This window comes from Sandaracinobacteroides sp., from assembly GCF_057137845.1.
Map to the genome: position 1 here is coordinate 1 of NZ_DBNHFX010000152.1, position 19,213 is coordinate 19,213.

Below are 19,213 nucleotides of genomic sequence, written 5' to 3' on the forward strand. Positions count from 1 at the left end.
TCGGTCTGCTCGGCGGTCAGCTTTTCCTGTTCGCGGCGCAATTCCATTTCTTCAAGGCGGCGCAGCGACCGCAGCCGCATGTTGAGGATCGCTTCGGCCTGCCGTTCGGTAAGCTGGAACGTCGCCATCAGCACGGGGCGGGGTTCATCCTCGGTGCGGATGATCCGGATCACCTCGTCGAGGTTCAGGAAGGCGATGATATAGCCCGCCACCAGTTCCAGCCGGTCGGCGATTTCGGCCAGCCGGTGCCGGCTCGCCTTGACCAGCACGTCCTGCCGATGGTCGAGCCAGGCCTGCAACAGTTCGCGCAGGCCAAGAACGCGCGGCGTCCGGTCGGGCAGGAGGACGTTCAGGTTGATCGATACCCGCGTTTCCAGATCGGTCAGCCGGAACAGGCTTTCCATCAGTTGTTGCGGATCGACGTTGCGCGAACGCGGCTCCAGCACCAGGCGGATTTCCGCATCCGATTCGTCGCGGATATCTTCCAGGATAGGCAGCTTCTTGTCGGCAATAAGCTGGGCGATCTGCTCGATCAGTTTTGCCTTCTGCACGCCCCACGGGATTTCACTGACGACGACCGACCATGTGCCACGGCCAAGGTCTTCCTGCGTCCAGCGCGCGCGCAGGCGGACGCTGCCGCGGCCGCTGGCATAGGCTTCGATCAGGCTTGCACGGGATTCGACGATGATGCCGCCGGTCGGGAAATCGGGGCCGGGCATCAGCGCCATCAGGTTCGCCAGATTGACCGCCGGGTCGTCGATCAGCAGCGTTGCGGCAGCAGCGATCTCGGCCACGTTGTGCGGCGGGATCGATGTGGCCATGCCAACTGCGATTCCGGTGGCGCCGTTCGCCAGCAGGTTCGGGAATGCCGCCGGGTAAACTTCGGGTTCTTCTTCCTCGCCGTTGTAGGTGGGCCGGAAGGCGACGGTGTCGTCGTCGACACCTTCCATCAGCAGGATGGCGGCGCGCGTCAGCTTGGCTTCGGTGTAGCGCATGGCGGCGGCATTATCGCCGTCGATGTTGCCGAAGTTTCCCTGCCCCTCGACCAGCGGGTAGCGCAGCGCGAAATCCTGCGCCAGACGCACCATCGCATCATAGACCGCAGTGTCGCCATGCGGGTGGTATTTGCCGATCACATCGCCGACAACGCGCGCGCATTTCTTGGGGGCGGATGCCGGGTCCAGCTTCAGCAGGCGCATCGCCCACAGCAGGCGCCGATGCACAGGCTTCAGCCCGTCGCGCACATCGGGAAGCGAGCGCGCGGTGATGGTGGACAGGGCATAGACGAGATAGCGTTCGGAAAGCGCCGCGTCGAACGGCGTTTCGACGATTCCCGGTTCGTCGATGGTGGTCATGCGCAAGCCTTAAGCGGCAAATATCTTCAGGGCAACGCCGCGACTGCCCGCGCCCGCAAAGCCTCCAGCCGTTCGGCGCACATTCTGTGGACGGCAAGGAAATGGCCGGTCAGCGCCAGTCCGAGGCTGATCTCGGGCGTTGTCGCGCCGCCTTCGTGCAGCAGGAATTGCGGCAATGGCAGCAGCTTCGCCTGCCAGGGCTGCCCTGCCGCCATGGAACGGCTTACGGCGCGGCCGCTCGTCGGGCTGACGTAGGCAAGATCGTCTGCCGGGCCGCCCAGCGCGCATACGCCAATGTCCAGCCCGAACCCGGATTCCTCAAGCAGCAGCAGTTCGTATCTTGCCAGCACGGCAAGCGCGTTCGTACGATCCATTCCGGCGGCAAGCCCGGCCAGCAGCGCGTCCAGCGCGACGGCCAGACGCGGGTTCGCCGCGCCTTCGGCCAGATTGGCTGCGGTCAGCGCCGACACATAGGCAAGAATGGCGGCAGCCCAGCCCTCGAACGCGATAAGCGCCCGGCTTTCCACCAGTTCCACGTTGGCCGCAGGCAGTTGCCCTTCGGTGCGTGCGCGCAACACCAGGTGCACGCGGTTTCCCGGTTGCAGCAGTGCGCGGCGGTTTCTGCTGCGCGCGCCAGTCACATAGCCAGCCAGCAACCCCTGACCAACCGAAAGAAACCGCACGACGGCACCGTTTTCCCCGTGCGGCAGGGCGGAAAGCACGATGGCCTCGCCGCTGAAATGCTGCATCGGGTGGCTGGCTCAGTCGACCCAGTCGAGGCCGAGGTCACGCCAGCTATGGCGATCTTCGGCCCAGCCCGGTTTGGCCTTGACGTGCAGGAACAGATGCACCCGCCTGCCCAGCAGGCTTTCCATTTCCACGCGGGCCGCTTCGCCGATGGCTTTGATCCGCGCACCGCGTGCGCCGACGACGATCGCCTTCTGGCTTTCACGGTCGACGAAGATCTGCGCGTGCACCGCCGCCGACCCGTCGCGGCGTTCCTCGAATTTCTCGCAGTGGACTGCTGTGGCATAGGGCAGTTCCTGCCCGAGTTGCAGGAACAGCTGTTCACGCACCAGTTCCGACGCCATCATTCTTGCCGGTGCGTCCGACAGTTGATCCTCGGGAAACAGCCATGGCCCGGCCGGCATCGCATCTGCCAGGGCGGCCTTCAGGTCGGGCACGCCGTCGCCCGATAGTGCCGACACCATGAACGTCTGCTCGAAGGCGCCGCTTTCGTTGGTCGCCGCCGCCAGCGCCAGCAGCCGCCCCTTGTCGGCGATATCGACCTTGTTCAGCACCAGCCAGCGCCTGCCGGGCCGCTGCGACAGCGATTCCAGAAGTTCGGCAACGGTTTCGCGCAGCCCTGCCTTCGCATCGACGATCGCAAGCAGGATATCGGCGTCGCTGGCGCCTTCCCAGGCATTGGCGACCATCGCCCGGTCCAGCCGGCGGCGCGGCGTGAAGATCCCCGGCGTATCGACCAGCAGCAACTGGGTGTCGCCCTGCATCGCAACCCCGGTCAGGCGCACACGTGTCGTCTGGACGCGCGGGCTGACGATCGCGACCTTCTGGCCGACCAGTGCGTTCACCAGCGTCGATTTGCCGGCATTGGGCGCCCCGATCAGGGCGACGACGCCACAGCGGGTTTGCGGTTCAGTCGGCATGGGCCTCCAGGAAAGCGCTTGCAGCGCGGGTTTCGGCTTCCTGCTTCGAGCCGCCCTCGGCCGAAACCGGCGGGAAGGTCAGGATTTCCAGCTCTACGCTGAAGCGCGGGTTGTGGTGCGGCCCACTGCGCCCGAGCAGGCGATAGACCGGGGATTTCAGGCTGTTGGCAGCTGCCCATTCCTGCAGACGCATCTTCGGATGTTTCGGCGCCTCGGACGAGGCTGTGGCGCCAGTCCAGTTCTGGCGGATCAGTGCCTCTGCGGCGTCCATCCCCTGATCGATGCAGACGGCGCCGATCAGCGCCTCCATCACATCGCCAAGGATGTTGTCGCTGTTGGCGCCGCCGTCGGAGCGGGCCTGCAAGCCAAGCAGCACCACGTTCTGCACCCCGATCCGGCGCGCAACGCCAGCGCAGCTTTCGCGGCTGACAAGCTGGTGGAAGCGGCGCGTCAGCTTGCCTTCGGGTTCGGTCGGGAAATCGTGGAACAGCCATTCGGCAACGACGAGGCCAAGCACCCGGTCGCCCAGAAACTCCAGCCGTTCATAGTTGGCGGGGCCGGCGCTTTTATGGGTAAGGGCCTGCCGCAGCAGCGCCGGGTTGGCAAACCGCAGCCCCAGCGCGTCTTTCGCCCATTGGGCAATGGCGTCGTCGCGGGGGGGGTCAGCCAATGCTCTGTCCGATCCGCTTCCAGCGGATGCCCTGCCCGGTGGAAAAGAAAACCCGCGAAGCGCGACCGATCACCTGATTTTCGGCAACCATGCCCATGCCGCCTGCCGATCTGGGCAGCCGGCTGTCGGCGCTGTGGTCGCGATTGTCGCCCAGCACGAAATAGTGGCCGGCGGGCACCGTTATCTCGGCCATGTCCGACAGCGGGCCGCTGCCGATCTCGCGGACGATATGGCCAGATTTTCCCGGCAGCATTTCGCGGCAAAGCCCATCACCAAGCGGCGCGCATTCGACCCGCTGCCCATTCAGGAACAACAACCCGCCCTGCATGGCGACGCGCTCGCCCTCTCGTGCGATCATGCGCTTCACATAATCCTGACCGTCGGGTGAAACGAAGACGATCACGTCTCCGCGCTCTACGGGGCGGCTCGCGATCCGGCGGCCGGGTGTTCCCTCTCCGGCGCCGGGCGGCTGCGCCAGCGGCAACGACGCCAGGGTCCAGCCATAGGCTGCTTTGTTCACCAGTACATAATCGCCAACCTGCAACAGTGGCGACATCGAGCCAGAGGGGATGATGAACGGCTGCACGATGAATGTGCGAACCAGAAGCGCGCCCACGATCGCCACACCCGCAAGCTTCAGGAAACTGGCGACGCGCACCAGCAGCCGTTCGCCCGATTGCCGGTGGGCAAGGCGGACGGCATCGGGCACCGGCGATCGCGCTTCTGTAAGGGGGCTACCCTTTTGCATGGGTTTCGGCGTGGCCCGTCGAGTGCGTCGCTGTCAAGTCCGGGCGTGGTGCGGAAGCCCCTCGCGCCGGAAGACGAAAATGCCTAGGAAGACACCATGCTTCCACATAAGAGTTCCGCCTGGGCTGCCCTTCGCGCGCTCGCCAGCCGGCCCGCCCCCCGTATCGCCGATCTGTTCGATGCCGAACCCGGCCGGCTTGCGGCCATGGCCCACCATGTCGACGGCATCTACTTCGATTTCAGCAAGCTTCCGCTGTCAGCGGCGCATGTCGAGGCAATGCTGGAACTCGCCTTGGCCGCCGACCTTTCGGCGTGGCGGGCGCGGCTGGCATCCGGCGGGCAGGTAAATCCGTCCGAGGGGCGCGCCGCCACCCACATGGCGCTAAGAGATCCGGCAACGCGGGGCGGGCTGCACGATGTCCTCGCCATGGCCCGGAGGGTCCGCTCGGGCGGGTTCGGCGATATTCGCCATGTCATCCACATCGGCATCGGCGGTTCGGCCCTGGGGCCACAGCTTCTGGTCGATGCGCTGGGCCGTGGCGCAGACGGGCCGCAGGTACATGTGGCCGCGAACATCGACGGCGCGGCGCTGGCGCAGGCATTTTCCGCATGCGACCCGGCGCACACGCTGCTGATCGCCGTTTCCAAGACGTTCACCACCCAGGAAACGCTGACCAATCTGCAAACGGCGCTTGGCTGGCTGCGGCAGTCCGGCATTGCCGATCCGCTGTCGCGGGTGATCGCCGTGACTGCCGCCCCGGCGCGCGCCACGGCCGCCGGTATAGATGCGATCCTGCCGTTCGCCGAAACCGTGGGCGGGCGATATTCGCTGTGGTCGGCGGTCGGGCTGCCGCTGGCGATCCGCGCCGGGCCGGACAGTTTCACTGCACTCCTCGATGGTGCCCACGCGATGGACGGGCATTTCATGCACACGCCTTTCGCAGCGAACGTGCCCGTGCTGGCGGCGATGGCGGATGTCTGGCTCGCCTGCCACGCATCGCACCCGACGCGCGCGATCTTTGCCTATGACGAGCGTCTGCGGCTGTTGCCGGCCTATCTCCAGCAACTCGAGATGGAGAGCAACGGCAAGTCGGTCGCGCGGGATGGAACGCCGCTGCCGTTCAATACGGCAGCAATAAGCTGGGGCGGCACCGGCACCGACGCGCAGCACGCGGTGTTTCAGTTGCTGCATCAGGGAACCCACGCCGACCCGATCGAGTTCGTTGCCACGATCCGGCCCGGCCATGACCTCAGCCCGATCCACCACCGGCTGTTGCTGGCGAACTGTTTTGCGCAGGGCGCGGCCCTGCTGAAGGGGCGGACAAAGGCCGAAGCGCTGGCCGACTCCGGTGCAGACGAAACATTGGCCAGCGCGCGGAGCTTTCCCGGCAATCGCGGCTCGACGACGATCCTCATCGACGAGCTTACGCCGCGCCGCCTTGGCGCGTTGCTGGCCTTCTACGAAGCGCGGACCTTCTGCGCCGGCGTGCTGATGGGGGTGAACAGCTTCGACCAGTGGGGCGTGGAACTGGGGAAAGCGGTGGCCAACCGGCTGGCAGAAGGCGACACGCAGGGCTTCGATCCATCGACCGACGCGTTGATGCGGGCAGCAGGGCTGGGTCTGGCGAACCGGTAGCCTGCGCCGGTCAGGCCGGCAGGCCCAGCGCCTGCAAATCCGCCGTCAGCGTTTCGGCGTTCCGGAAGTGGTGCGCGTGCCAGCCCGCCGCGCGCGCCGCCTCGACGTTTGCTGCATTGTCGTCGATGAAGATGGCGTGGCCTGCGCCCAGCCCGAAGCGCTGCTGCGCCAGTGCATAGATCGCCGGGTCAGGCTTCACCAGCTTCTCGCGGCCCGAGACGACGATGTCGCTCAGGTGGTCGAAGATGGGGGCCGACGGGCGGAACATGTCCCAGAATTCGGCCGAGAAGTTGGTGATCCCGTATTGCCGCACACCGGCGGCCGCCAGCCGCGAAACGATTTCATGTGTTCCTGCTACCGGGCCGGGGATCGTTTCCATCCAGCGCGGGCCATAGGCGGCGATCAGGTCGGATTCGTCGGGAAACAACGCCATGAGTTCCGCCGAGGTTTCAGCGAACGGACGGCCGGCATCATGCTGGAAATGCCAGTTCCGGGTGACGACGTTGGCAAGAAACCAGTCAAGCCGCGCCGGGTCGGCGATCAGCTTGGCATAGAGATAGCGTGGATCCCAGTCATAGAGGACGTGGCCCACGTCCCATACAACGGCCAAAGGCCACACCGCTGCCTGCTGGCAGGGCGCGGCCGCCGGCTTCACCACGGGCTGATTGTCAGCCCTGACGCGCCTTGAAGCGGCGGTTGGTCTTGTTGATGACGTAGGTGCGGCCACGGCGGCGAATGACGCGGTTGTCGCGGTGCCGCCCCTTGAGCGACTTCAGGCTGTTGCGGATCTTCATGGTTTTACCCCAGGGGAATTCGAATAGCGAGGGCGGCGATTAGGGCGGCAACGCGACCAAGTCAAGCCGTCAGGCGCTTCTTTGCAGGGGCGCAGACGGGCTGCTAGGTGCTGTTTCCGCTATGGCCATCACCATCAACTCTGCCTTCGATTCGGGCAATATCGAACTGCTCGAAGCGCTTGGCCCCGCGCATTTCCGCCTGAAGATCCGTATCGATGCGGGCGGCGAATTCTTCCAGTGGTTCCACTTCCGCCTGTCCGGCGCCAGAGGTGTCCCAGTCCGGCTGGACATCGTCGGGCTGGAACAGTCCGCCTATCCGGGCGGCTGGCCGGGCTATCGCGCCCGCATCTCGGACGATCGCAAACACTGGCGCCAGGCCGATACAGGCTATGACGCCGCAGCCGAAGGCGGCACGCTGACGATCACCGTCACGCCCACGGCAGACAACCTCTGGTGCGCATATTTCGCGCCTTATTCGATGGAGCGCCACCACGACCTGATTGCGCGCACGGCGCAGCATCCGGGTGTCGTGGCAAGGGTGCTTGGAACTTCTCTCGACGGCCAGCCGATCGACTGCCTGGAAATGGGCGATGGCCCGCGCAAGGTCTGGCTGTTCGCCCGCCAGCACCCCGGCGAGAGCATGGCCGAATGGTGGATGGAAGGTGCACTTGCCGAACTGACCGATCCGTCGTCGCCGGTCGCGCGGACGTTGCTTGCCAAAGCGCGGCTGCACATCGTCCCGAACATGAACCCCGACGGTTCGAGGCGCGGCCATCTGCGCACCAACGCCGCCGGTGCAAACCTGAACCGGGAATGGGCCAATCCCACGGCCGAACGCTCGCCGGAAGTGCTGGCCGTCCGCAACCGGATGGATGAAACGGGCGTCGATTTCGCGCTGGACGTGCATGGCGACGAAGCCCTGCCGCACGTATTCATCGCCGGCTTCGAGGGGATTCCCTCGATCGGCAAGCGGCAACTGGAACTGCTGGATCGCTATCAGGCACAGTTGCTGCTGCACAGCCGCGATTTCCAGCGCCGTGTCGGCTATGCGGTTTCGGCGCCGGGCAAGGCCAACCTGACGATGGCGACAAATCAACTGGCGGAACGCTTTGGCTGCGTGTCGGCTACGCTGGAGATGCCATTCAAGGACGCCGAAGATCTGCCAGCCCCGGATACCGGCTGGTCGCCCGGAAGGTCGGGCACGCTTGCCCGCGCATGCCTTGCAGCGCTTGCTGATGTCATAGACGAACTACGCTAGGGAATATACTGAAATCATGTCGCAACTTGTTCTTATCCGCCATGGTCAGTCTGCGTGGAATCTGGAAAACCGCTTCACCGGCTGGTGGGACGTGAACCTGACAGCGAAGGGCGTCGAGGAAGCGCGCGCCGCAGGCGCCGCGATGCAGGCGGCTGGCTTCGAGTTCGACGCCTGCTTCAGCAGCATGCAGTCGCGCGCGATCCGGACGCTCAATCTCGTCCTTGAGGAGATGGGTTCGCTCTGGCTGCCAGTCACCAAGGACTGGCGCTTCAACGAGCGGCATTACGGTGGGCTGACCGGGCTGGACAAGGCCGAAACCGCCGCCCGCCATGGCGATGCGCAGGTGAAGATCTGGCGTCGCAGCTTCGATGTTCCGCCTCCGCCGCAGCAGAAGGGGGCGGAATATGACGTGTCGGCTGACCGGCGTTATGCCGGGCTGGCGGTGCCGGCGGCCGAAAGCCTGAAAGACACCATCGAACGGGTGCTGCCCGCCTATGAGGAACTGGTGCTTCCGGCGCTGCGGGCCGGGCGGCGGGTGCTGATCGCAGCGCACGGCAACTCGTTGCGGGCGCTGGTGAAACATCTGTCGGGCATTTCCGACGACGAGATCGTCGAGTTCGAGATTCCGACGGGTGTGCCGATCGTCTATACGCTGGATGCCGGGCAGAACGCTGTCGGTCGCCAGTTCCTGCCGGTCGGCTGAGCGCTTGCCAACAAAGGTTCGGCACCTATAGAGCAGCGGTCCGGGCAGCATGCGGCGGGCCGGGCAGTCACGACGCGCAGCAATTTTCGGGGACGGGCAAGTGACGATTCACGTTGGTGTCATCATGGGAAGCGCCTCGGACTGGGAGACGATGCGCCACGCCTGCGACATGCTGTCGGCGCTGGGCGTCGCGCACGAGGTTCGCATCGTCTCGGCGCACCGGACGCCGCGCCGCATGGTTTCCTATGCCGAAGGCGCCGCCTCGCGCGGCCTGAAAGTGATCATTGCGGGCGCCGGCGGCGCGGCGCACCTGCCGGGTATGGTTGCCAGCCTCACCCATCTGCCGGTGCTGGGCGTGCCGGTGCAGTCGGCTGCGCTTTCGGGGCAGGATTCGCTGCTGTCGATCGTGCAGATGCCGGCGGGTGTGCCGGTTGGCACATTGGCGATCGGGCGGGCAGGGGCGGTGAACGCCGGGCTTCTGGCTGCCTCGATCCTTGCAACAGCGGACGAAGGCCTGAGCCAGCGGTTGCAGGCGTGGCGGCAGGCCCAGACCGACAACGTCGCCGACAGCCCTGCCTGATGCGGATCGCACCCGGAGCAACCATCGGAATATTGGGCGGCGGGCAGTTGGGCCGCATGCTGGCTCTGGCGGCGGCGCCGCTCGGGTATCGCGTCCATGTGTTCGCGCCCGAGGGAGAACTGGTGGCGGCCGATGTCGCCGCAGGTTTCCTCCGCGCCGACTATGACGACCGCGAAGCGCTCGCGGCGTTTGCCCGGACGTGCGACGTCATCACCTACGAGTTCGAGAATGTGCCTGCCGACGCCGTCGCGTTTCTGGAGGGGCTGAAGCCGGTGCGCCCCGGTTCGGCTGCGCTGAAGGTTTCCCAGGACCGTCTGTCGGAAAAGCGGTTCGTTACGGGGCTTGGCGGGCGGACTGCGCCGTTCCGCGCCGTCGATACGCTGGAACAACTGCACGAAGCGCTGGGCGAACTGGGCGCGCCCGCGATCCTGAAAACGCGGCGCTTCGGCTATGACGGCAAAGGCCAGAGCAGGATCGACACCTCGGCCAGCGCCGAAACCGCGTTGCAGGACCTCGGCGGGCAGCAACTGATTCTGGAGGGGTTCGTCCGCTTCGCGTCGGAATTTTCGATCATCGTTGCGCGCGGGGTGGACGGCAGCGAAGTGCATTATCCGGCATGCCAGAACCACCACGAGGACGGCATTCTGGCCGAATCGCGCGTGCCCGCAACCGGCCTTCCGCCCACCCACATCGAAGAGGCAACCGCCCTTGCCGTGCGGATCGCCGATGCTCTGGGCTATGTCGGTGTTCTCGCCTGCGAATTTTTCGATTGCGCGGACGGCCCCGTCTTCAATGAAATGGCGCCGCGCGTTCACAACAGCGGTCACTGGACGATCGAGGGCGCGCGGACATCGCAGTTCGAACAGCATGTGCGCGCGATCTGCGGCCTGCCGCTGGGGCCGGCCGGCCTTGTCGCGCCGCAGGTGGTGATGCGGAACCTGCTGGGCGACGACGTGGCCCGCTGGGTCGATATTCTGGCGGACCCGACAGCGCACCTCCACCTCTATGGCAAGCGCGATGCGCTTCCCGGCCGCAAGATGGGGCACGTCACCTACATCACGCGCTGAGGTTTTTCGGCGGCTGGGTTTGCGTCGCATTTTCACTCACCGCCGGGTGTAAAATCTGCTATCCTTCGTGCTCGAAGGGAAGGAGAACAGCATGCGCAACCATGCAATCCTTGGGGCGGCTCTGTTGGCGTCGGGCTTTCTTGCTGCACCGTCGAATGCCGCGATCAGCATCGTCGGGGGCGGCTTGGGGCGTGAGTGCTTTCTGGCGGCCGAACTGAAGCGCGACACGCGCGAAGGCCTGACGACCTGTTCGCGCGCACTGGAGGAGGCGTTACCGCTTCGGGACCGGGCGGCGACGCTGGTGAACCGGGGCATCGTCTATATGCAGGCCCGCAATCTGGAAATGGCGATGCAGGATTATCGCGCCGCGATCCGGATCGAGCCCAAGCTGGCCGAGGCGCACGTCAATCTGGGGATCGCGCTGCTGCATCGCGGCGGGCGCGACCGCGAGGCAATCGACGAGCTGACGCAGGGGATCGGCATGAACCCCTCGCGGCTGGAGGTTGCCTATTATATCCGGGCGATCGCCTACGAGATGGTCGGCGATGCGCGCGCCGCGTTCGATGATTACAGCGCCGCCGCCGCCGCAAGGCCCGGCTGGGACGAGCCGCTGGAACAACTGAAGCGGTTTTCCGTCGAGCGCCGCAAACTCGGGCGGGGATAGGTCCGGGCGGCAACCGGCGCCGATGAACTGAAAAGGGGCCGGTTTCCCGGCCCCTTTCCTTGCGCTTCGCGGCTTTGGCTACCTCAGGCGGCTTTGCCTTCGATCAGTTCGGCGTCCTCGCTGATCTCCACCTTGCGCGGCTTCTTGTGCTCGGGCACCTCGCGCTGGAGTTCGATGTTGAGGAGACCGTTCTCGAACGATGCACCGGTCACCTTGATGACGTCGGCCAACTGGAAGCGGCGCTCGAATGCGCGCTTGGCGATGCCGCGATGCAGGAAGGTGCGCTCGGCTGGCTGCGCCTCGTCGGCGGCCTTGCCCGAGATCACCAGCGTGTTTTCCTGCACGGTGATGTCAAGCTCGGCACGCGAAAAGCCGGCCACGGCCATGGTGATGCGATAGGCGTCGTCGCCCAGCTTCTCGATATTGTAGGGCGGGAAGCTGACATCGCCTTCGGCGGCGCGCGCCACGCTTTCGATCAGCCGGTTGAGATTCTCGAAACCGACCGACGAACGCAGGAAGGGGGTGAAGTCGAAATTGGAACGCATGTTGTCCATCCTTTCAAAGCAACGGATTTCAGTTTGCCCGCCATCGTGGCCGGGCAGTGCGAACACAGCCCCTCGTCAGGCTGCTGCGTTTGCACTGTTGCATTTGGGGCACTGTCTGGCGGTTTCAAGGGGCCGGTTTTCCTTGCACATGCAGGGCAGGCTTCCCTAATGGGGCGCGAAGGCGCCTTGGCGCCGGGCTTCGTGCCGAAAGGCACCACGCATAACGGGCAGACGACCAGCGCATGACTTCGACCGCCGATATCCGATCCGCATTTCTTGGCCATTTTCAGGGCGCCGGCCACAGCATCGTGCCGTCCGCACCGCTGGTGCCGCAGAATGACCCGACGCTGATGTTCGTCAACGCGGGCATGGTGCCGTTCAAGAATGTCTTCACCGGGCTTGAAAAGCGCCCTTACAGCACGGCGGCCTCCAGCCAGAAGTGCGTGCGCGCAGGCGGCAAGCACAACGACCTCGACAATGTCGGCTATACCGCGCGTCACCATACCTTCTTTGAAATGCTGGGGAATTTTTCCTTTGGCGACTATTTCAAGGAACGCGCGATCGAACTTGCCTGGAGCCTGCTGACGGGAACCTTCGCGCTTCCGAAAGACCGGCTGCTGGTGACCGTCTATCACACCGACGACGAAGCCCATTCGCTGTGGAAGCGCATCGCCGGCCTGCCAGACGATCGCATCATCCGCATCGCAACCAGCGACAATTTCTGGTCTATGGGCGATACCGGCCCGTGCGGTCCCTGTTCGGAAATCTTCTTCGATCACGGCGCCCACATCGCAGGCGGCCCCCCCGGAAGCGCCGACGAAGACGGCGACCGCTTCGTCGAGATCTGGAATCTGGTGTTCATGCAGTTCGACCAGCAGCCGGACGGAACGCGTCTCGATCTGCCCAAGCCGTCGATCGACACCGGCATGGGCCTCGAACGGATCGCGGCCGTTCTGCAGGGCACGCACGACAATTTCGGCATCGACCTGTTCCGCCAATTGATCGGCGAATCCGCGTCGCTGACCAGAACCGACCCTGATGCGCCCTCGACCCGCGCCTCGCATCGGGTGATTGCCGATCACCTGCGCGCTGCGGGTTTTCTGGTGGCCGATGGTGTGCTGCCTGCAAACGAAGGGCGCGGCTATGTGCTGCGCCGGATCATGCGCCGCGCCATGCGCCACGCGCATCTGCTGGGAGCATCCGAACCGCTGATGCACCGGCTGGTGCCGTCGCTCGTCAGTGCGATGGGCGGCGCATTCCCCGAACTGGTGCGCGCGCAACCGCTGATCGCGGAAACCCTGAAGCTTGAAGAAACCCGCTTCCGGCAGACGCTGGACAAGGGTCTGAAGCTGCTGGACGAAGCAACCGCAGGCCTGAAGCCGGGCGCCACACTGCCGGGCGACGTCGCGTTTCGCCTCTATGATACCTATGGCTTCCCCTATGATCTGACAGAAGACGCACTGAAGGCGCAGGGCCTGCACGTCGATCGGGCAGTCTTTGAACAGTCGATGGCCGAACAAAAGGCGCGCGCACGCGCGGCATGGGCCGGAAGCGGCGCCAGCGCCACCGACAGCCTGTGGTTCGATCTGGCGGAACGGCTGGGGACGACCGATTTCATCGGCTACGCTGCAACACAGGCGCAGGGCGAAATTCTGGCGATCTTGAAGAACGGCGCCGAAGTCGAAGCCGCAAAGGCTGGTGACGAAGTAACCATTCTCGTGAACCAGACGCCGTTTTATGCCGAATCCGGCGGGCAGGTGGGTGATACCGGCACGATTGCGGCGGGCGATGCACGCTTTGTCGTCGTCGACACGCAAAAGCCGCTGGGCAAGCTGCATGCGCATGTCGGCCGTCTGGCGTCTGGCGTGCTGAAGGTCGGCGACGTCGTCGACCTCGTGGTCGATGCCGACCGCCGCGCCGCCATTCGCGCGAACCATTCGGCAACGCACCTGATGCACGCGGCCCTTCGCAGGGTGCTGGGCGGCCATGTGGCGCAAAAGGGATCGCTGGTCGCGGCAGACAGACTGCGCTTCGACTTTTCGCACCCCAAGGCGCTGACGGTCGCCGAAATCAGCGCCATCGAGCAGCAGGTGAATGCCGAAATCCGCGCCAATCAGGCGGTTTCCACCCGGCTGATGACGCCGGATGCCGCGATTGAAGCCGGGGCGCTGGCGCTGTTCGGCGAAAAATACGGCGACGAGGTGCGGGTGCTGTCGATGGGCCGCGCCGAAGACACCGGCCGGTCCTATTCGGTCGAACTGTGCGGCGGAACCCATGTGCAGGCTACGGGCGACATCGCGTTGTTCCGCATTCTTTCGGAATCGGCGGTATCGTCGGGCGTGCGCCGGATCGAGGCCCTGACCGGCGAAGCGGCGTTGCAGCATCTCTCCGGGCAGGAAGCGCTGCTGAAGGCGGCGGCGGCTGCGCTTCGCACCCGGCCGGAAGAACTGCCCGAACGGGTTGGTGCGCTGGCCGACAGCGTGAAAAAGCTCGAACGGGAACTGGCTGAAACCAAAAAGGCGCTGGCGCTTGCCGGGCCGGCCAAGGCGGGCGCCGAGGCCGAGCAGATCGGCAATGCAGGCTTCATCGGCCAATTGCTGCAAGGCGTCGAGGCAAAGGCGCTGCGCGGCCTCGTCGACGAAGCCAAGGCGCGGCTGGCATCGGGAATCGCTGTCGTGGTGGCGGTGAACGAAGGCCGCGCGGCGATTGCGGTTGGCGTGACCGACGATCTGGTGGCCACGCTGTCGGCCGTCGATCTGGTGCGCGCAGGCGTTGCGGTGCTGGGCGGGCAGGGTGGTGGTGGCCGGCCCGACATGGCGCAGGGCGGCGGCCCCGATGGCGTCCGTGGCGATGAAGCGATAGCAGCCGTCAAGGCGGCAGCCATGGCCGGGCTGGGCGTCGCGGCCTGACCATGGCGACGCAGTCGGTTCAACCGGCCGCACTTGTGCCATTTGCCGGGGCCACCCCGCGTATCGCCATCATCGACATCGGGTCGAATTCGGTAAGGCTGGTCGTTTACAACGGCCTTGCGCGTAATCCGGCAGCCCTGTTCAACGAAAAGGTGATGGCCGGGCTTGGCCGCGGGCTGGTCGATGGCCGGGAACTTACGGCGCAGTCGATGGATGTTGCCGTCGCGGCGCTGGCGCGGTTCGCGCTGCTGTGCGAAGCGATGGCTGTCGACAGCGTTCGCATTGTGGCGACTGCGGCCGTTCGCAACGCCCGCAATGGCCCGGCCTTCGCTGCCCGCGTCCTGCAGGAAACCGGGCTGGCGATCGAAATCATCGATGGTGAAACCGAAGCGCGCGGTGCCGCGCTGGGCGTGATCGCCGGAATCCCCGACGCCGACGGCATCGTCGGCGATCTGGGTGGCGGCTCGCTCGAACTCGCGCGGGTTCAGAACGGCGAAATCCACGAACGCCTGTCGCTGCCGTTGGGCGCGATCGGGCTTGATCTTGCCCGCAAAGCGGGCCGTCCAGCGCTGGTGCAGTCGATCGATGAAGGCCTGAAGCGCCTTGACTGGGCCGATGTCGGGCATGGGCGGCCATTTTATGCGGTTGGCGGCAGTTGGCGGGCGCTGGCGCAACTGCACATGCACATGTGCGACTGGCCGCTGCCGGTGATCCATCAATACCGGATGCCGGTCGATGCGGCCGATCGGCTGGTCCGCAGCCTCGCGCATTATTCCGTCAAATCCTTGAAGGCCATTCCGTCGATATCGTCGTCGCGGGCACCGCAACTGCCGGGCGCGGCCGCACTTTTGCGCGCCGTGACCCGCCGGTTCCAGAGCGAGAGCATCGTCGCCTCGGCGTTCGGACTTCGCGAAGGGCTGCTGTTTCAGGCGCTGCCAGCCGATGCCCGGCTGGAAGACCCGCTGCTGGCTTCGGCCCGCGATTCGGCGTTGCGTTCGGGGCGCTTCTCGGATGGCACCGATGGTGCAGCGGGCGACGCGCTGCTGGCCTTCAGCGACGGGCTGTTCGCCGGGGAAACCGCATCGCTTCGCAGGCTCCGCCATGCGGCCTGCCTGTTGGCCGATACATCGTGGCGCGCCCACCCCGACATGCGCGCAGAAGACGGGATGGACCGCGCCCTGCATGGAAACTGGGTTGGCATAGATGCTGCCGAACGCGCCATGCTGGCGAACGCGTTGTGGGTGGTGAACGGCGGCGCGTCGTCGGGGCCGCACGAACAGTTGCTGGGGCGGCTGGCGACTGATGAACAACTGGCGCTGTCGCGGCGGTGGGGCCTGACATTGCGGCTGGGTCAACGCCTTGGCGGCGGGGTTGCGGTAATCCTCGCGCAAGCCCGGCTGGAACGCAGGGCAGACGGCGAAACCCTGTCGCTTATCCTTCAGCGCGACGTTTCGGCGCTCTACGGCGAGGCCGTGGCGCGCCGTCATCGGCAACTGGCGGAAGCGCTGGGGCTTCGGCCGGAACTTCTTCTGGCACCGTAGCGTCGTCGGGCGCCGGTTCGCGTTCCAGCTCGCGCATCCGCATCCGGCCGCCCCTGACCGAGAACCCAAGCCGCCCATCGACCAGCGCCAGCGCGTCCTTGCCGAACTGTTCGTAGCGCCACCCTTGCAGGATCGACAGCCCCTCGCGCACACCGCCCGCCAGCATCTCCATATCCTCGGAACGCGCGATCAGCCGTGGGGCGACGCCTGCCTCCTTGGCGCGGACTTTCAGCAGCAGTTTCAGCAGATCAGCCACCAGCGACGCATCAGACGACAATCCGGGCCGGTGATCGCGCGCGGGCATTTCCTCGTCGGAAAGCGGTGCGGCGGTGGCGATCGCAGTCAGCATGCGCTGGCCGATGTTGTTGGTGGCCCAGGCCTGCGAAAGCCCACGCACGCGCGCCAGATCCGACTGCGTGGCCGGTGGGGCCGCCGCGATGTCGGCCAGCGTTTCGTCTTTCACGATGCGCCCGCGAGGAACGTTCTTGGACGCCGCTTCCTGTTCGCGCCAGCGCGCCAGCGCCTTCAGCCGGCCCAATACTTCCGGCTTGCGGTTGGGCAGTTTCAGCCGCTGCCAGGCAGTATCAGGGTTGGCGGTATAGCAGGCGGAATCGCACAGGCGGGCCATTTCTTCGTCCAGCCACTGGCCGCGCCCGGTTTTGCGCAGTTTCGCCAGCATCTTCGGGAACAGATCGGACAAATGGGTGACATCGCCGATCGCATAGTGGATCTGGCGTTCGGAAAGAGGCCGTCGCGCCCAGTCGGTAAAGCGGGCGCCCTTGTCGACCTGATGTCCGGTAAAATGCGCGACGAGGTTGGCATAGCTTACCTGTTCGCCCATCCCCAGTGCCATTGCCGCCACCTGCGTATCGAACAGCGGCGCCGGCACTCTGCCGGTCAGGTTGACGAAGATTTCGATGTCCTGCCCGCCGGCATGCATCACCTTCAGCAGCGAATCATCCGCCAGCAGTGTCAGGAACGGCGACATGTCCAGCCCGTCGGCCAGTGGGTCGAAGGCGAACGCATCTTCGGCACTTGCCACCTGCACCAGGCATAATTCCGGATAATAGGTGTTCTCGCGCATGAACTCGGTATCGACGCATATGGTGTCGTGGGCCTTCAGGCGCTCGCACAGCACGGCGAGAGTTTCTGAGTCGTTTACCAGCGGGTGAATCTGCATGATTCCCGATAGCGAAGCGGCGCGCGCTTGACAAAAGGGGGTGCTTGGGCCTTCACCCCCTCGCCATGACCAACACCCAATCTCACGCTTACCGTACGCATGATTGCGGCGCCCTCAACATCGTCCATGTCGGGCAGAATGTCCGGCTTTCGGGCTGGATCCACCGCAAGCGTGATCACGGCGGCGTGCTGTTCATCGACCTGCGCGACCATTACGGCCTGACGCAGTTGGTGGCGGCCGCCGGATCGCCGCATCTTGAACTTCTGGAGCGGCTTCGCGTTGAATCGGTGGTGACGATCGACGGCGAAGTGGTCGCCCGTTCGGAATCGACGATCAACCCCACCTTGCCCACCGGCGGCATCGAGGTGCGCGTGCGGGCCGTGACCGTGCAGTCGGAAGCGGCCGAACTGCCGCTGCCCGTCGCCTCGGAAGCGGATTATCCCGAAGACATCCGTTTGCGTTACCGGTTCCTCGATCTGCGCCGCGAACAGATGCACCGCAACATCCTGCTTCGATCGAAGGTGATCGCTTCGCTTCGCCAGCGGATGCAGGAACAGGGCTTCATCGAATATCAGACGCCGATCCTGACGGCGTCGTCGCCGGAAGGCGCGCGCGACTTTCTGGTTCCCAGCCGGTTGCATCCCGGCAAGTTCTACGCGCTGCCGCAGGCGCCGCAGATGTTCAAGCAGTTGCTGATGGTGGCCGGTTTCGATCGCTACTTCCAGATTGCACCCTGCTTCCGCGACGAGGACGCCCGCGCCGACCGCTCCCCCGGAGAATTTTATCAGCTCGATTTCGAGATGAGTTTCGTCACCCAAGAGGACGTGTTTCAGGCGCTGGAACCGGTGCTGGCGGGCGTGTTCCGCGAATTTGCGGGATGGAACCGCGAAGCGCCGTGGGCGGTTACCGATGGCGCCTTCCCGCGCATTCCGTTCCGTGAAGCCATGCTGAAATATGGCTCCGACAAGCCCGACCTCAGGAATCCGTTGCTGATTGCAGACGTGACGCAACATTTTTCGACGAGCGGCTTTGGCCTGTTCGAAAAGATCGTGGGCAATGGCGGCGTGGTGCGCGCAATTCCGGCACCGGCTACCGCTGAAAAAAGCCGCAAGTTCTTTGACGACATGAACGAATGGGCGCGTTCCGAAGGGCACGCCGGGCTTGGCTACGTCACCCGCAAGGGCGGCGAATTCGGCGGCCCGATCGCCAAGAATCACGGCGAAGATGGGATGAAGGCCCTCTATGCGGCGCTGGGCCTCGGCCCGGATGACGGCTGCTTCTTTGCGGCTGGCAAGGAACTGCCGACGGCCAAGCTTGCGGGCGCAGCCCGCACACGGATCGGCGAACAACTGGGCCTTGTCGAACAGAACGCCTATCGCTTCTGCTGGATCGTCGACTTCCCGATGTTCGAGGAAGACGAAGAAACCGGCAAGATCGACTTTTCGCACAATCCCTTCTCGATGCCGCAGGGAGAGATGGAGGCGCTGGAAACGCGGCCGCCGCTCGATATCCTTGCCTATCAGTATGATATCGTCTGCAACGGGGTTGAGCTTTCATCGGGTGCGATCCGCAACCACAAGCCGGAAATCATGTACAAGGCGTTCGAAATCGCCGGCTACACCCGCGAACAGGTTGATGTGAATTTCCCCGGCATGATCAATGCGTTCCGCTATGGTGCGCCGCCGCACGGCGGCTCGGCGCCCGGTGTCGACCGCATCGTCATGCTGCTGGCCGACGAGCCGAACATCCGCGAGGTGACGCTGTTCCCGCTGAATCAGAAGGCCGAAGACCTGATGATGAACGCGCCGTCCACCGTCTCGGAAAAGCAGATGCGCGAACTGCATATCCGCCACGCGCTTCCGCCCAAGGGCTGAAGGCCTGATGCGGGGCAGGGGGG

Annotated in this window: 18 protein-coding genes; 9 read left to right on the forward strand and 9 right to left on the reverse strand. The window is 65.2% G+C overall.

Features of this window, described 5'->3' with window-relative positions:
* From parC to lepB, 5 genes are all read right to left on the reverse strand, one after another.
* On the reverse strand, positions 1 to 1,355 hold a 1,355-nt coding region (parC, locus tag AC16JP_RS08685; RefSeq protein WP_484340218.1), incomplete at its 3' end, for a DNA topoisomerase IV subunit A.
* Positions 1,356 to 1,381: 26 nt separating this feature from the next.
* A complete protein-coding gene (recO, locus tag AC16JP_RS08690) occupies positions 1,382 to 2,104 on the reverse strand; it encodes a DNA repair protein RecO (protein ID WP_484340219.1) in 723 nt (240 codons plus the stop codon).
* Between the two features lie 12 nt (positions 2,105 to 2,116).
* Complete coding sequence (gene era / locus AC16JP_RS08695; protein WP_484340220.1) at positions 2,117 to 3,022, reverse strand: GTPase Era; 906 nt, start codon at positions 3,020 to 3,022, stop codon at positions 2,117 to 2,119.
* On the reverse strand, positions 3,012 to 3,692 hold the full coding sequence (gene rnc, locus AC16JP_RS08700; protein WP_484340221.1) for a ribonuclease III: 681 nt from the start codon (positions 3,690 to 3,692) through the stop codon (positions 3,012 to 3,014). The genes era and rnc overlap by 11 nt, the downstream gene beginning before the upstream one ends.
* Positions 3,685 to 4,401 carry a signal peptidase I gene (gene lepB / locus AC16JP_RS08705; RefSeq protein WP_484340222.1) on the reverse strand — a complete coding sequence of 239 codons (717 nt, stop codon included), beginning with the start codon at positions 4,399 to 4,401 and terminating at the stop codon, positions 3,685 to 3,687. The genes rnc and lepB overlap by 8 nt, the downstream gene beginning before the upstream one ends.
* A gap of 135 nt (positions 4,402 to 4,536) precedes the next feature.
* On the opposite strand from lepB, the gene pgi reads away from it, so the two are divergent.
* Complete coding sequence (gene pgi / locus AC16JP_RS08710; RefSeq protein WP_484340223.1) at positions 4,537 to 6,075, forward strand: glucose-6-phosphate isomerase; 1,539 nt, start codon at positions 4,537 to 4,539, stop codon at positions 6,073 to 6,075.
* 10 nt (positions 6,076 to 6,085) lie between these two features.
* On the opposite strand, the gene AC16JP_RS08715 is transcribed toward pgi, so the two are convergent.
* Both AC16JP_RS08715 and ykgO read right to left on the reverse strand, forming a co-directional pair.
* Positions 6,086 to 6,730 (reverse strand): HAD-IA family hydrolase, encoded by a 645-nt coding sequence (locus AC16JP_RS08715; RefSeq protein ID WP_484340224.1) that lies wholly within the window; start codon positions 6,728 to 6,730, stop codon positions 6,086 to 6,088.
* Between the two features lie 13 nt (positions 6,731 to 6,743).
* Positions 6,744 to 6,869, reverse strand: coding sequence for a type B 50S ribosomal protein L36 (gene ykgO, locus AC16JP_RS08720; protein WP_004210176.1), 126 nt, complete (start codon positions 6,867 to 6,869; stop codon positions 6,744 to 6,746).
* Positions 6,870 to 6,990: 121 nt separating this feature from the next.
* On the opposite strand from ykgO, the gene AC16JP_RS08725 reads away from it, so the two are divergent.
* The 5 genes from AC16JP_RS08725 to AC16JP_RS08745 all read left to right on the forward strand — a co-directional run bounded on the left by AC16JP_RS08725 (position 6,991) and on the right by AC16JP_RS08745 (position 11,141).
* Entirely contained in the window at positions 6,991 to 8,127 is a 1,137-nt protein-coding gene (locus AC16JP_RS08725; protein ID WP_484340225.1) for a M14 family metallopeptidase, read from the forward strand.
* Between the two features lie 16 nt (positions 8,128 to 8,143).
* Entirely contained in the window at positions 8,144 to 8,830 is a 687-nt protein-coding gene (gene gpmA / locus AC16JP_RS08730; protein ID WP_484340226.1) for a 2,3-diphosphoglycerate-dependent phosphoglycerate mutase, read from the forward strand.
* Between the two features lie 124 nt (positions 8,831 to 8,954).
* Positions 8,955 to 9,410 (forward strand): 5-(carboxyamino)imidazole ribonucleotide mutase, encoded by a 456-nt coding sequence (purE, locus tag AC16JP_RS08735; protein ID WP_484340233.1) that lies wholly within the window; start codon positions 8,955 to 8,957, stop codon positions 9,408 to 9,410.
* Complete coding sequence (locus AC16JP_RS08740) at positions 9,410 to 10,477, forward strand: 5-(carboxyamino)imidazole ribonucleotide synthase (RefSeq protein WP_484340227.1); 1,068 nt, start codon at positions 9,410 to 9,412, stop codon at positions 10,475 to 10,477. The genes purE and AC16JP_RS08740 overlap by 1 nt, the downstream gene beginning before the upstream one ends.
* 91 nt (positions 10,478 to 10,568) lie before the next feature.
* A complete protein-coding gene (locus AC16JP_RS08745; RefSeq protein WP_484340228.1) occupies positions 10,569 to 11,141 on the forward strand; it encodes a tetratricopeptide repeat protein in 573 nt (190 codons plus the stop codon).
* Positions 11,142 to 11,224: 83 nt separating this feature from the next.
* On the opposite strand, the gene AC16JP_RS08750 is transcribed toward AC16JP_RS08745, so the two are convergent.
* A complete protein-coding gene (locus AC16JP_RS08750; RefSeq protein WP_484340229.1) occupies positions 11,225 to 11,686 on the reverse strand; it encodes an Hsp20 family protein in 462 nt (153 codons plus the stop codon).
* Positions 11,687 to 11,928: 242 nt separating this feature from the next.
* Here AC16JP_RS08750 and alaS point away from each other — a divergent pair, with 242 nt between their 5' ends.
* Together alaS and AC16JP_RS08760 are read left to right on the forward strand one after the other, a co-directional pair.
* Positions 11,929 to 14,595 carry an alanine--tRNA ligase gene (gene alaS / locus AC16JP_RS08755; RefSeq protein WP_484340230.1) on the forward strand — a complete coding sequence of 889 codons (2,667 nt, stop codon included), beginning with the start codon at positions 11,929 to 11,931 and terminating at the stop codon, positions 14,593 to 14,595.
* Positions 14,596 to 14,597: 2 nt separating this feature from the next.
* Positions 14,598 to 16,136, forward strand: a complete 1,539-nt coding sequence (locus AC16JP_RS08760) for a Ppx/GppA phosphatase family protein (RefSeq protein ID WP_484340231.1) — start codon at positions 14,598 to 14,600, stop codon at positions 16,134 to 16,136.
* On the opposite strand, the gene rnd is transcribed toward AC16JP_RS08760, so the two are convergent.
* Positions 16,027 to 17,316: a ribonuclease D gene (rnd, locus tag AC16JP_RS08765; RefSeq protein ID WP_484340232.1), complete on the reverse strand. Its 1,290-nt coding sequence runs from the start codon at positions 17,314 to 17,316 to the stop codon at positions 16,027 to 16,029. The genes AC16JP_RS08760 and rnd overlap by 110 nt on opposite strands.
* A gap of 65 nt (positions 17,317 to 17,381) precedes the next feature.
* On the opposite strand from rnd, the gene aspS reads away from it, so the two are divergent.
* Complete coding sequence (gene aspS / locus AC16JP_RS08770) at positions 17,382 to 19,190, forward strand: aspartate--tRNA ligase (RefSeq protein ID WP_484340234.1); 1,809 nt, start codon at positions 17,382 to 17,384, stop codon at positions 19,188 to 19,190.
* The last annotated feature ends 23 nt before the right edge of the window (positions 19,191 to 19,213 follow it).

Coding starts and splice junctions, on each gene's coding strand:
- rnd (WP_484340232.1), bottom strand. CDS start 17,316: ATGCAGATTCACCCGCTGGTAAACGACTCAGAAACTCTCGCCGTGCTG.
- pgi (WP_484340223.1), top strand. CDS start 4,537: ATGCTTCCACATAAGAGTTCCGCCTGGGCTGCCCTTCGCGCGCTCGCC.
- ykgO (WP_004210176.1), bottom strand. CDS start 6,869: ATGAAGATCCGCAACAGCCTGAAGTCGCTCAAGGGGCGGCACCGCGAC.
- AC16JP_RS08740 (WP_484340227.1), top strand. CDS start 9,410: ATGCGGATCGCACCCGGAGCAACCATCGGAATATTGGGCGGCGGGCAG.
- aspS (WP_484340234.1), top strand. CDS start 17,382: ATGACCAACACCCAATCTCACGCTTACCGTACGCATGATTGCGGCGCC.
- purE (WP_484340233.1), top strand. CDS start 8,955: ATGGGAAGCGCCTCGGACTGGGAGACGATGCGCCACGCCTGCGACATG.
- AC16JP_RS08760 (WP_484340231.1), top strand. CDS start 14,598: ATGGCGACGCAGTCGGTTCAACCGGCCGCACTTGTGCCATTTGCCGGG.
- recO (WP_484340219.1), bottom strand. CDS start 2,104: ATGCAGCATTTCAGCGGCGAGGCCATCGTGCTTTCCGCCCTGCCGCAC.
- AC16JP_RS08725 (WP_484340225.1), top strand. CDS start 6,991: ATGGCCATCACCATCAACTCTGCCTTCGATTCGGGCAATATCGAACTG.
- AC16JP_RS08750 (WP_484340229.1), bottom strand. CDS start 11,686: ATGCGTTCCAATTTCGACTTCACCCCCTTCCTGCGTTCGTCGGTCGGT.
- gpmA (WP_484340226.1), top strand. CDS start 8,144: ATGTCGCAACTTGTTCTTATCCGCCATGGTCAGTCTGCGTGGAATCTG.
- AC16JP_RS08745 (WP_484340228.1), top strand. CDS start 10,569: ATGCGCAACCATGCAATCCTTGGGGCGGCTCTGTTGGCGTCGGGCTTT.
- alaS (WP_484340230.1), top strand. CDS start 11,929: ATGACTTCGACCGCCGATATCCGATCCGCATTTCTTGGCCATTTTCAG.
- era (WP_484340220.1), bottom strand. CDS start 3,022: ATGCCGACTGAACCGCAAACCCGCTGTGGCGTCGTCGCCCTGATCGGG.